General features: G+C 31.3%; 11 protein-coding genes and 1 riboswitch. Of the genes, 3 read left to right on the forward strand and 8 right to left on the reverse strand.

What is annotated here, in order from left to right:
- Positions 1-42 precede the first annotated feature (42 nt).
- Positions 43-2895: a carbamoyl-phosphate synthase large subunit gene (carB, locus tag APS56_RS15270; protein ID WP_054730342.1), complete on the forward strand. Its 2853-nt coding sequence runs from the start codon at positions 43-45 to the stop codon at positions 2893-2895.
- A gap of 76 nt (positions 2896-2971) precedes the next feature.
- On the opposite strand, the gene APS56_RS15275 is transcribed toward carB, so the two are convergent.
- The 8 genes from APS56_RS15275 to APS56_RS15310 form a co-directional block, all read right to left on the reverse strand.
- A complete protein-coding gene (locus APS56_RS15275; protein WP_054730344.1) occupies positions 2972-3520 on the reverse strand; it encodes an acyl-CoA thioesterase in 549 nt (182 codons plus the stop codon).
- Between the two features lie 5 nt (positions 3521-3525).
- Positions 3526-3894 carry a DUF8785 domain-containing protein gene (locus APS56_RS15280; protein WP_054730348.1) on the reverse strand — a complete coding sequence of 123 codons (369 nt, stop codon included), beginning with the start codon at positions 3892-3894 and terminating at the stop codon, positions 3526-3528.
- A gap of 28 nt (positions 3895-3922) precedes the next feature.
- Positions 3923-4633, reverse strand: coding sequence for a DUF3307 domain-containing protein (locus APS56_RS15285; RefSeq protein WP_054730351.1), 711 nt, complete (start codon positions 4631-4633; stop codon positions 3923-3925).
- On the reverse strand, positions 4630-5244 hold the full coding sequence (locus tag APS56_RS15290) for a hypothetical protein (protein ID WP_054730354.1): 615 nt from the start codon (positions 5242-5244) through the stop codon (positions 4630-4632). The genes APS56_RS15285 and APS56_RS15290 overlap by 4 nt, the downstream gene beginning before the upstream one ends.
- Positions 5245-5332: 88 nt before the next feature.
- A complete protein-coding gene (locus APS56_RS15295) occupies positions 5333-6715 on the reverse strand; it encodes a DNA recombination protein RmuC (protein ID WP_054730357.1) in 1383 nt (460 codons plus the stop codon).
- A gap of 102 nt (positions 6716-6817) precedes the next feature.
- Positions 6818-7612, reverse strand: coding sequence for an ABC transporter ATP-binding protein (locus APS56_RS15300; protein WP_054730360.1), 795 nt, complete (start codon positions 7610-7612; stop codon positions 6818-6820).
- Between the two features lie 4 nt (positions 7613-7616).
- A complete protein-coding gene (locus tag APS56_RS15305) occupies positions 7617-8642 on the reverse strand; it encodes a FecCD family ABC transporter permease (RefSeq protein ID WP_054730363.1) in 1026 nt (341 codons plus the stop codon).
- A gap of 50 nt (positions 8643-8692) precedes the next feature.
- Complete coding sequence (locus APS56_RS15310) at positions 8693-9871, reverse strand: ABC transporter substrate-binding protein (protein WP_054730365.1); 1179 nt, start codon at positions 9869-9871, stop codon at positions 8693-8695.
- A 203-nt stretch (positions 9872-10074) separates the two neighbouring features.
- A riboswitch (cobalamin riboswitch) is annotated at positions 10075-10291 on the forward strand.
- A 29-nt stretch (positions 10292-10320) separates the two neighbouring features.
- On the opposite strand from APS56_RS15310, the gene APS56_RS15315 reads away from it, so the two are divergent.
- Together APS56_RS15315 and APS56_RS15320 are read left to right on the forward strand one after the other, a co-directional pair.
- Positions 10321-12156: a TonB-dependent receptor plug domain-containing protein gene (locus APS56_RS15315; protein ID WP_054730368.1), complete on the forward strand. Its 1836-nt coding sequence runs from the start codon at positions 10321-10323 to the stop codon at positions 12154-12156.
- Positions 12157-12159: 3 nt separating this feature from the next.
- Positions 12160-13242, forward strand: a complete 1083-nt coding sequence (locus APS56_RS15320) for a YncE family protein (protein WP_054730371.1) — start codon at positions 12160-12162, stop codon at positions 13240-13242.
- Positions 13243-13284 lie beyond the last annotated feature (42 nt).

Raw genomic sequence — 13284 nt, forward strand, 5'->3', positions numbered from 1 at the left:
TATTTTTGTAAAAAATTGAAATACAACATATAACTAGTAAAAATGCCGAAAAATCCAAAGCTTAAATCGATACTAATTATTGGCTCAGGTCCTATTGTAATTGGACAAGCATGTGAATTTGATTATTCAGGAACCCAAGCGCTACGCTCACTTAGAGAAGATGGAATTGAAACAGTGCTTATAAATTCAAATCCTGCAACTATCATGACGGATCCTGCCATGGCTGATCATGTGTACTTGCTTCCTTTAACTACTAAGTCGATTATACAAATACTAAAAGAGCATCCGCAGATTGATGCTGTATTACCTACTATGGGTGGGCAAACAGCTTTGAATTTATGTATTGAAGCAGATGAAAAAGGAATTTGGAAAGATTTTGATGTTGAGATAATTGGTGTAGATATTGATGCTATAAACATTACTGAAGATAGAGAACAGTTTAGAGAGTTAATGCTTAAAATTGGCATTCCTATGGCTCCTCAAGCTACGGCAACCTCATATTTAAAAGGAAAAGAAATTGCTCAAGAGTTTGGTTTTCCTTTAATTATTAGAGCGTCATTTACTTTAGGAGGAGCAGGGGCATCCTTTGTTTATAAAGAAGAAGATTTTGATGAATTATTAACACGTGGATTAGAAATTTCTCCAATTCATGAAGTAATGATTGATAAAGCTCTAATAGGCTGGAAGGAATATGAATTAGAATTACTTCGTGATTCTAATGACAATGTTGTTATTATTTGTTCTATTGAAAATATGGATCCAATTGGAATTCATACAGGAGATTCTATAACCGTAGCTCCAGCAATGACTTTAAGTGACAAAACGTATCAAAAAATGCGTGATATGGCCATCCATATGATGCGTAGTATTGGTGATTTTGCAGGAGGATGTAATGTTCAATTTGCTGTTTCTCCAGATGAAAAAGAAGAAATTATAGCTATTGAAATTAATCCACGTGTGTCTCGTTCATCAGCTTTAGCGAGTAAAGCCACTGGGTATCCTATAGCAAAAATAGCAGCTAAATTGGCTTTGGGATATCATTTAGATGAATTAAATAATCAAATTACAAAATCTACTTCTGCGTTATTTGAACCTACTTTAGATTATGTTATTGTAAAGATACCGCGCTGGAATTTTGATAAATTTGAAGGGTCTGATAGAACTTTAGGACTTCAAATGAAATCTGTTGGAGAGGTTATGGGTATTGGACGTTCTTTTCAAGAGGCACTTCATAAAGCCACACAATCGCTTGAAATAAAACGAAATGGATTAGGTGCTGATGGAAAAGAAAATAAAAATTATGAGCAGATTATAGAAAAACTCACCTATGCGTCATGGGATAGAGTTTTTATTATTTATGACGCTATTAAAATGGGAATTCCGTTGAGTAGAATTCATGAAATCACAAAAATTGATATGTGGTTTTTAAAACAATATGAAGAATTGTACTTCATAGAAAATGAGATATCTACTTATAAAATTGAAAATATTCAAAAAGAATTATTACTTGAGGCCAAGCAAAAAGGATATGGAGATAGGCAAATAGCTCATATGTTAGGTTGTTTGGAAAGTCAAGTTTATAATAAACGAGAAGAACTTGGTATTAACCGTGTTTATAAGTTAGTTGATACGTGTGCGGCAGAATTTGAAGCCAAAACACCTTATTACTATTCTACTTTTGAAAGCGATATGGAAACAGCTGATGGGAAACGTTATGCTGATAATGAAAGTATTGTAACTGAAAAGAAAAAAGTTATTGTTTTAGGTTCTGGGCCAAACCGAATTGGTCAAGGAATTGAGTTTGATTATTGTTGTGTCCACGGTGTTTTAGCTGCAGCTGAATGTGGTTACGAAACCATCATGATTAACTGTAATCCTGAAACCGTTTCAACAGATTTTGATACTGCTGATAAATTATATTTTGAACCTGTTTTTTGGGAACATATTTATGATATTATTAAGCACGAAAAACCTGAAGGTGTTATAGTACAATTGGGTGGGCAAACAGCCTTAAAGCTTGCTGAAAAATTAACTAAATACGGTATTAAAATTATTGGAACGAGTTATGAATCTCTTGATTTAGCTGAAGATAGGGGACATTTTTCAAACTTATTAAAAGAAAACAATATTCCTTATCCGCAGTTTGATATAGCAACAACTGCAGACGAAGCTTCTGCCATTGCAGATGTATTAGATTTTCCAATATTAGTACGTCCATCATACGTGCTTGGAGGTCAAGGAATGAAAATTGTTATTAATAAAGAAGAACTTGAAAAGCATGTGGTTGATTTGCTAAGTCAAATGCCAGGAAATCAATTACTTTTAGATCATTATTTAGAAGGTGCTATTGAGGCAGAGGCAGATGCTATTTGTGATGGAGAGGATGTATATATTATAGGAATCATGGAACATATAGAGCCATGTGGTATACATTCAGGTGATAGTAATTCTATGCTACCTCCATTTAACTTAGGTGATTTGGTAATGCAACAAATTAAAGATCATACTAAAAACATTGCTTTAGCACTTAATACAGTTGGTTTAATAAATATTCAGTTTGCTGTAAAAGATGATATAGTTTATATCATTGAAGCCAACCCAAGGGCATCAAGAACAGTTCCATTTATAGCAAAAGCTTATGGAGAGCCTTATGTGAATTATGCAACGAAAGTTATGCTGGGTGAAAAGAAAATAAAAGACTTTAATTTTAATCCGCAATTAAAAGGGTATGCTATTAAACAACCAGTATTTTCATTTAACAAATTTCACAATGTGAATAAGAAATTAGGACCAGAAATGAAGAGTACTGGTGAAAGTATTTTATTTATAGATAGTTTAAAAGACGATGAATTTTATAACTTATATTCCAGAAGAAAAATGTATTTAAGTAAATAATATTATTTTGTCATCTAAATAAAAAATGCCCCAAAAAGTTAAACACTTTTGGGGCATTTTTATTGAGCACTCTTTTTTATTTAAGTTCAAGTTTTACATTATGAAGTTTTAAACCTTCTAGGTGGTTATCCATTTTAAATTCCGATTGTTTGAACTGGCTTGTACGATTTTTAGCTTGTTCTTGTCTAGCAATACTTCTTGCAAATCTACGCACCCCTTGTTCTGTTTCTATAATTATACCCGGAACACTTACGTTTTTTCCATTTTCATCCTTGGCTACCATAGTAAAATATGAAGAGTTACAATGTTTTTTCTTTCCTGTTTGAATATTTTCTGATTCTACACGTACACCAACAACCATAGAGGTATTACCTGTATAATTTATAGATGCTTTAAGTGTAACAAGTTCTCCTACTTCTATAGGATTTAAAAAATCAACTTTATTGACCGAAGCTGTTACGCAATAATTTCTTGAATGTTTTGATGCACAGGCAAATGCAATTTGATCCATAAGGCTCAAAATAAAACCACCATGAATTTTACCACTAAAATTTGAATTTGATGGCAACATTAATTGCGTTATTGTAACTTGAGATTCTTTGATTGTTTTAAAAGCTCTTTCCATATTGACTATCTGTTTTTACTAAAATTAGTATTGGTTTCTTCTTCAACTTCCGTAATGAAATATTTGGTATCTCCTAACCAAAAAAAAGTTTTATAACGTTCAAAATACTTTAGTTTCACATATCTACCTTGTAAATCCATTAAATCTTGAATGACTTGTTTTTCGCTATCCTCAACAGAAAATTCAAATTGAAGTGATTCTGAAACGCCTTGACTTATTTGGCCTTCCCAAGTTTTTATTAAGGTGCCTTTACGACTAAATTTTACAAGTTCACCAGCTCTTACACCTTCACTATAATGTGCATAGTATAAAAAGCTAAATATGGCAGCAGATATAATAAAGAGAACAAGAATAAATTTAAGTAAGAATTTCATATTTTATATAGTTAGTGTGTTTTTCTTTTTAAGAATAGACCATAAAATTATATAGTATTCCAGTGATAATTGCAATTCCAAAGCTAATTAAAGTGCCAATTAAAATGTACTCAGTTAACTGTCTATCTTTTGACTCTTTTAAATCGCCAAACCTAAATACCGATTTTGCTGTAATTAAAAAACCTACAGCTTCCCAGTGGTTAGAAATTATAAATATAAACACTAAAACACGTTCTAAAATACCAATATATTTTCCTGCGTCGCTAAGTGATTTGTTGTTTTTAGTAAGTTCTGAAATATTCCACTTTGAAAAGATAGTTTTTAAAATTATTGATACAGGAATTGTTAAAAACAATAAGCAGGTAATAAGGGTTAAAACATCTTCTGTGAATATGTTAGTTAGGTTGAAATTGTTTTCTGAAAATAAAAAGTAACACACAAAAATTATTAATACATGAAGTAATTGATCTATAAAGAATAAGGTGCGTTTTGTTTTTTTATTTTGAATTAAAAGTTTACCTGAATCTATTATTAAGTGCGATACACCAATAATAGCTATTACAGGCCATAGTTTTAAATCACAAAGCAACAATGAGGTAATTAAAATATGGACGGCTATATGAAGATATAATTTTTTTGATTTTAATTTTTTCTTTTCCTTTTCTTTAACCCATTTTTGGGGTTGTAAAAAGAAATCGCCTATAATATGTGCCAGAAAAAGTTTTATTAGTAGAATCATAATGTGCCTATTTTTTGTCTATATAAACTGTCTAACTCTAATATTTCATCTAAATGGGCACGTTTTTGCCTATTGCTTATAGCGTTTTGATTGATTCCAATCATATCTCCTAATTCACTTTGCAATGCATCAGGGTGCTCTATGCTTAGTTTTACAATTTCAGCTGAATTTACGGTCCAATGATCCATAACAATAAGAGCTAATTTAAAGTATAAATTCAGGGAGTTGTTTAGTTTATTATTAGTGGTTTTTATACTTAAGTTAAGTTTTTCTTTTTTTAAAATATCAAGTGTTTCTCCAGAAAATACATAGGCATCTCCATTAGATTCAGACACCTTGTTGGCTGTATAGGTTTTTGAGCCCAAACCTATGGCTATACGTACATCCAAACCTTTAATAGTTTTAACACAAGCTTTTATATAAACAGCAGCTCTAAAGCTATTTTGGTAGTCTTCAATTTCTAATTGAAAACTATCACCTCGATATATTTCCCAATTTGATTTGTTGGGATTTAAAAAGGTTAATGCCTTTTTTAGTGTATTCATCCATATCTCAGGATTAGACTGGGTTCTAGATTTTATAATGTCGCCTGTTATAATACTGGTTGTCATAATATCATGTTTTTAGGTGATAAACAAATATATCACGTATTTAAGTGATAAACAAATATATCATGCTTTTAAATGATGTATTGAAGTCTTATTCACCTTTAGCACGTTTTATAAAAGCTTCAGGTAATGATTTTTTTGCTTTGGCTCCTAATTTTTTTATTTTTTCTACACTTGAAATAAGGTTGCCTCTGCCTTCAACAAGCTTATTCATGGCTGAAGAATAATCACTTTTTGCAGCATCAATTTTTTTTCCAACACCTGTTAAATCGGTAACTAAGCCTTCAAATTTATCATAAAGTGCACCTGCTTGCCTTGCAATTTCAATAGCATTTTGTTGCTGTTTTTCGTTATTCCACATGGTATCAATGGTACGAAGCGTTGCTAATAATGTGGAAGGAGTAACTATAACAATGTTTTTTTCAAAGGCTTTATTATAAATGCTATTATCATCATTAACAACAACGGCAAAAGCGGGTTCAATTGGAATAAACATTAATACAAAATCAGGTGACTCTATATCGTATAAATCTTGGTAGTTTTTTTCAGAAAGTTGATCTACATGCCTTTTAACAGAATTAACATGAGCTTTTAGAAATAGAGGTTTATCGTCATCGTCTGCATTAACCAGTCGCTCATAATCAGTTAAAGATACCTTGCTGTCAATGATCATTTTTTTGCCATCAGGAAGGTGTAAAACCACATCGGGTAGTACGCGAGAACCGTTTTCTAAAGTAAAACTTTGCTGAACAAAGTATTCCCTATCTTTTTCTAAACCAGATTTTTCTAAAACACGTTCTAAAACCAATTCGCCCCAATTTCCCTGCATTTTGCTATCGCCTTTCAGTGCTCTTGTAAGGTTGGTAGTTTCTTTAGTCATTTGCTGATTTAAGTCTTTTAAGCCTAAAAGTTGCTCCTTTAAAGCTGAATGCATACTAATGCTTTCCTTTTGAGTTAAGTCAACCTTTTCTTCAAAGGTTTTAATTTTTTCTTGAAGTGGAGTTAAAATATTTTTAATATTTTCTTTATTTTGTTCGGTGAATTTATTGGATTTTTCTTCTAAAATTTTATTAGCTAACAATTCAAAATCTTTACGTAATTGTTCTTGGCGTTCTTCTATTTCGGCATCTCGCTTTAAATTAAGTTGTTGCAGATTTTCAAATTCAGTATTTTTTCTGGTTAATTCTGAATTTAGAAACTCTTTTTCGCGACGAATTTCTTCGCGTTCACTTTCTATTTTGGAAATGGTTTCTTTTAAGTCAGTAATTTGGGTATTAAAATTTTGATTTTGTTTAATAGTTTCAACTTCATGCAATTGTTTAAAATCAGTTAACTGTTGCTGTAAATTAGTATTGCGTTCTTCAAGCGTACTTTTTTCACTTTTACTTTTAAGTTTATTGAATAGCATGCCTAAATAAGCACCAATACCTGCGGAAATAATAATAGTTAGAATTGTTATAAAGCTGTCGTTCATTTTTAGATAAGAAATTTATCAAATATAATTTTTTAGTTTGAAGATTGATGTAAGAAAGATACAGTTTTTAAAACACTGTAAAATACAATTAAAAATAGGGTGTTATTTTTTCACCCGAAAACTCCCTGTTCCTTTATCAAAAATGATTAAATCTTTAGGGAAAAGGGTTTCAAAAACACCTTGTTCTATAAGTTTACAAGGTTGGCCTGAAACCACATTGTTGGGAGTCATAACAATTAAAGTATCGCATAATTGAATTGCCAAATCTATTTCGTGTGATGAAAATAAAATAGTTTTGTTAGTGTCTTTTGCCAGTTTTTGAAGTAATTTTAAAATATAGGCTTTGTGGTACATATCCAAATGCGTGGTAGGCTCATCTAGAATAATCAAATCGGTATTTTGAACCAAGGCACGCGTTATTAATGCTTTTTGTAGCTGCCCATCACTAAGTTCAAAACATTTTTTATGCTTTAAATTTTCAATGTTGGTTTGCTGTAAGGCTTTGTTGATGATGGTTAAATCATTTTCCGTTAAGTTGCCTACCCAATTGGTATATGGTTGCCTGCCCAATGCTACCAATTCAAAAACCGAAAGGTTTTTTGAGGCAATTTGCTCCGTCAATACCAAACTCATTACTTTTGCTAAATCAATATCGGAGTGTTTTATAATACTTTTATTGTTGATAAAGATATGCCCGTTTAATGGTTTTTGCACATTAGTTAATGTGCGTAAAAGTGTAGATTTTCCAATACCATTAGCGCCAATCAACCCAACTAATTCGCCTTTTTTTAGTTGAATTTGGATGTTTGAAGACACCATTGTTTTTTCTTTTTTAGTGGCATAACCTATTGCTAAGTTTTCAGTTTTTAAGATGATATGATTGGTGTTGTCTGTCATTATTTTAAAACATCATTTTTCGTTTCCTAACCAATAACCAAATTACTACAGGTGCTCCTACTAAAGATGTTATAGCATTAATAGGCAATGTGTAATCAGTGTTTGGCAGTTGTGCAATAGTGTCGCAAATAAGCATTATAATAGCGCCTAATAAAAATACGGCTGGCAATAATATTTTATGACTAGAGGTGTTAAAAATTTGTCTGGTAATATGTGGAACGGCTAAGCCTATAAAAGCAATTGGACCAGCAAAGGCAGTTATGGTACCTGCTAATAAACTGGTGGCTGCAATTATTAATAATCGACTTTGTTTGATATTTAAACCTAAACTTTTTGCATAATTTTCGCCAAGCAATAGCGTGTTTAACGTTTTTATAGATGCAATACTTAGAATGATACCTAAGCTGTAAATAAGACATAAAATAAATAAGTCTTCCCATGATAAATTACCAAGACTTCCAAAGCCCCAAAATATATATTGTTGCAATTGTTCAGCAGAACCAAAATAGGAAAGTACACTAACAATAGCAGATGTTATGCTTGCAAACATAAGCCCGATAATAAGTATGGCCATAGTGTCGCGTACTTTTATAGATACCATCATAACGGCTAGTAATACTATAAAGCTCCCCAAACTTGCAGCTATTGTTACGCCCCATTTTGAAATGAAAAGAGAAGCAAAAGCACTGCTAAAAATTCCAGAGCCCAAAATAATTAAGGCAACACCTAAACTTGCTCCAGAGCTAATACCTAAAACAAAAGGCCCAGCCAATGGATTTCTAAATAAGGTTTGCATGAGTAAACCTGAAATACCCAAACCAGACCCTACAATAATTGCGGTAAGTGACTTAGGTAATCTGTAATTTAATATAATGTGTTGCCAAGTGTCTTGCTCGGTTGGATTTCCAATAAGGCTATTAAAAACATCTTTAAGAGGGATATTTACAGAACCTAAACTAATGTTCATAAAAAAACATAATATCAAGAATATAATGAGTAATGAAAATGAATATTTATAATCTTTGGTCATGTTTTCTTGAGCCTTTTCAAGTGTTTAAATCGTTAAAACTGTTTGTGTTGTTATTCTAAACGTTTAAAAAAATAGGGTTCGTAATCTTGTAACAATTCTGGGTGGCAAATTTTTATAAGGTCTTTAAGCACGATATCTGGCCTTGTCATTCCTAATTCATAATATATAACACCACCTGAGGCACCTGTGGTATTAGTAAATGAATAAACAGTTTTGTTTTCAAATGCTTTAAACATAGCATGTTGGTTATTAGCATTTTTTAAGATTTCCAAATTAGAGTAATTTGATGGGTTTAACCAAATGTCAGCATCTTTTGCTTTTACAAAAACCGATTCAAAATTTAGTTTCAAGCTCCCAGATCCTTCAGTGTCTTTCCATAAATAATGAGTATTAGCATCTTTAAAGAGCTGGGCTTCTGTACTGGTTCCGTTTGGCAAATACCAAACATCACTGTGCATAGCACCACTTAAAATAGTGGGTTGTATTTTTACATTTTTAGCTATTTTTTTAGCCATTAAATAGTTGTGTTCTATTTTGTTGAAAATGGAATCGGCTTCTTTTTCTTTGTTAAAAATAGCTCCAAAAAATTTAATCCATTCTGCTTTTGCTAATGGAGAATTTTCAACCCAATCACCATTGAAAATTACAGGGATTCCTGATTTTTTAATGATTTCAAAGGAACGATTATTCCCATCAATACCAAAGCCGACAACAACATCTGGATTTAGCTCCAACAAAATTTCAGTGTTTAAACCTTCGTTTTTACCAAGTTCTTTAACCTTTCCATCATCAATTCGTTGTCTTATTTTTTCAGAAGAAATATAGTCGATTCCTGGAAACCCAATTAAAGTGTTTTCAACATTTAAAAGGTCTAAGGCAGGAATGTGTGTGGTGGATGTAACAACAACTTTTTCAATGGGAGTTGTAATAATGCCATCATACTCATTTTTTAAAAAACTTGTTTTGGCAGCATTTTCCTTATTGATTAAAACGTAGCGATAATTTTTTTCAGTATTTGGCCATGGGTTTTTTATATCTATAATTTTATAGGTATTATAATCTACCACAGAAAACCCTTTGGCATACTTTAATGTTATTGTTTTTCCATGTACAATTTCTGTAGGCAGCTCTTTTGGCTTGTTTTTACAATTAAAAATAATTAAAAACAGAAAAATGCATTTTAAGTTATTAGTCCTTATGTAACTTAAGTAGCTAGTTGTTTTTGTCATGCGGATTAGATTTGATAAAATTTATTATCATGAGAAATGGGTCAAATTTAATAATATATATAGTAGCAGGAATAATAATACTTCATTTTTTAATAGGCATCATTTTTCTTGTTTATAAGTTTGCCAAAAAAAAATGATTTTTATCACATTTCGTCCTAACATTTATAATTACTTTCGCATAGAAATTTGGTTCGAGATACGTTACCTTAAAAAATATTTAAGGTATTAATTCGATTAAAAGGGAATCTGGTGCAATAATTTTATTAATTCCAGAACTGTTCCCGCAACTGTAAGTTTATGCTGAAATTATTTCAGTACTTCATTAGAAGATGTTATTAACTTCAATACCACTGGCTTTTGCTGGGAAGGTGAAATAACATAAAAACAAGTCAGGAGACCTGCCTAATTTCTTAATAATTAATGACTTTCGGGTTAAAAGTCTTGAGTTTATGAAATATACTATTGGTATCCTATTTTTTTATGTTTTTAGTGGACATGTCTTACATGCTCAAATAGATTCTCTTACTGTATTGGGTACGGTTCACCTTGTTAAATATAGAATTAAAGATTCTGTGTATACTACTAATGTACGTGTTTTAAATGATAGTGTATTAAAACAAAATCAAGCCTCTTTAACCAATCTTTTAAATTATAACAGTACAGTCTATTTTAAGGAAAACGGATTAGGGATGGTGTCATCCCCATCTTTTCGAGGTACTACAGCATCACAAACGGCTGTATTATGGAATGGTATTAGTATAAATTCACAAACTACAGGACAAACAGATTTTAATACTATAAATACAAGAGGTTTTAATAAAATTGAAATCAAAGCAGGAGGTTCAAGTGTAGCAGACGGAAGTGGCGCCATAGGGGGAAGTATAAACTTAGTAAATGAATTGGTTTATGATTCAGGTTTTAATAATGAACTATTTACTAATTATGGTGAATTTAATACTTATGGAGTAGATTATCGGACCACGTATAGTACAAAAAAAGTAAGCTTACTGTTAGGAGTGGCAAAAACGGGGTCAGACAATGATTATCCTTACATGAATACCAATAGGATAAATATAAATGGGCAATATCAAAATACAAACGTCAGCTTTGCTTTAGGAAACAAGTTAGATGCAAAAAACACACTAAATATTCATGCTAATATTTATAAAGGGCGCAGAAATTTTTCTGTACCAACTCCAAACGCATTAAAAACGAAATATTTTGATTTTAATACCCGCTCGCTTATAGAGTGGACAAGTGTTTTTGGAAAACTCAAATCTAATTTAAAATTAGCAACTACTACCGAAGAATATAGATACTTTGCAAATATTGATAGCGATTTTTATACTTCAGGTAATGTAGAGAGCTTTATTGCAAAATACCGAATTAATTATCCTTTTCTTAAAAACATGCTATTTTCCACAGGGTTAGATTATACTCAAAATAACGGACGTGGTTCTGATATTGATAACGAAAAACGCAATTTAGGAGCTGTATTAGTTAGTTTAAAACATGTGGTTTCTAAATCTGTTTTGTACGAAATAAATTTAAGACAAGAAACCAATGAAGATTATGGAAATCCGTTCTTGTATTCTGCGGGTTTTAGAACAGATATAACGGATTTTTATCAGCTAAAATTAAACACGTCTAAAAATTTTAGAATCCCTACTTATAATGATTTGTATTGGCAAGGCTTAGGCAATCTAAATTTAAAACCTGAGGAATCTTATCAGGGAGAAATAAGCAATAACTTTTACACTAAAAATGCCTCTCTTTTAATAACAGGATATTACAATTCTGTAAAAAATCTATTGCATTGGGTGCCTGATAATTTTGGAATATTTAGACCAGAAAACACCAATAAAGTTGAAATTTATGGTGTAGAGGCTTTGATAACTTTAAATAAAAAAATAGGATATCATGCTTTAAGTTTTTCAGGAACTTATGCTTATACGGTTTCCAAAAATGAAGAAACGGGTCATCAATTAATTTATGTGCCTTATCACAAATTTACAACCGCTTTTGGTTATACTTATAAAAACTTTTCAGGATACTATCAATACCTTAATAATGACGAAGTTTTTACAACTACCGATAATACTATCGAGCATATTTTAGATAGTTATATGGTTGCCAATTTAGGCGTAGAATATGCTATTGGCAAACAACACAAATACAAAATAGGGGCACAGGTGTTAAACTTGTGGAATGAATCCTACGAAAGTGTTTTAAACCGTCCTATGCCAGGGAGGAATTTTAATTTTTATATCAATTTAAAATTTTAGACTATGAAAACATCATTTTACAAGTGTATTAGCATGCTGTTTATTCTTTTTGTTATATCAATATCCTGTACTAGCGAGGATCGTGATTATATAGCGCCTTTGCCAGAAGGGGACTATAGTCAGGGTGTTTTTATTTTAAATGAAGGAGGCTACGGGTATTCAAATGCTTCTGTTTCTTTTTTAGATGTTGACGGTCAGGATTATAGTTCAATATTTTCAGGCGTCAATCAAATGACTTTAGGAGATGTAGCACAGAGTATAGGCTTGTATGGAGATAATGCTTATATAGTGGTTAATAATTCGGCTACTATAGAAATAGTAAATCGTTATACTTTTGAATATATAACCACTGTTTCAAGTGATATTATGAATCCACGTTATATTGCTTTTGAAGGTAATAAAGGTTATATTACTAATTGGGGAGATCCCAATAATGTAGCGGATGATTACGTAGCGGTTTTGAACTTAGAAACTCATTTGGTGGAAGATAAAATACCAGTTGTTGAGGGGCCGGAAAAATTACTGATATATGATGGAACGTTATATGTTGCACATAAAGGAGGTTATGGTTGGGGCCATACCATTAGCGTAATAGATTTACTTACTAAAAATGTAACGAGTAGCATACCTGTTGGAGATGTGCCAGACGATATGTTAATTGATGATGGCAAACTTTATGTGATTAGCTCAGGAAAAGGAGATTATACTTTAGACGAAACACCGGGAATGCTTCATAAAATAAATATTTCTGATAATAGTATAGAAAAAACTCTCACATTTCCAGAAAAAAGACATCCTCGTTTTTTAGATATAAATAATGAAATGCTATACTACACTATAGATAACGAAGTATATACAATAAGTACTGATGATTTTGTATTATCTGAAACCCCTTTGTTTTCACCAGAAGATGATGGTTTAGACTTATTGTATGGCTTTAAAATACATAACGATATTATTTACTTGGCAGATGCAAAAGATTATGTGTCAAAAGGAGCCGTTTTTATGTACAACCTTAGGGGCCTACTACAAAATACATTTTTAGTTCAAATCATTCCAAATTCATTTTATTTTAATAACATATAATTAATTCTAACGTACTTATGATATGCCCATAAGTCAATAAAA

The organism is Pseudalgibacter alginicilyticus, from assembly GCF_001310225.1.
Classification (GTDB): Bacteria; Bacteroidota; Bacteroidia; order Flavobacteriales; family Flavobacteriaceae; genus Pseudalgibacter; species Pseudalgibacter alginicilyticus.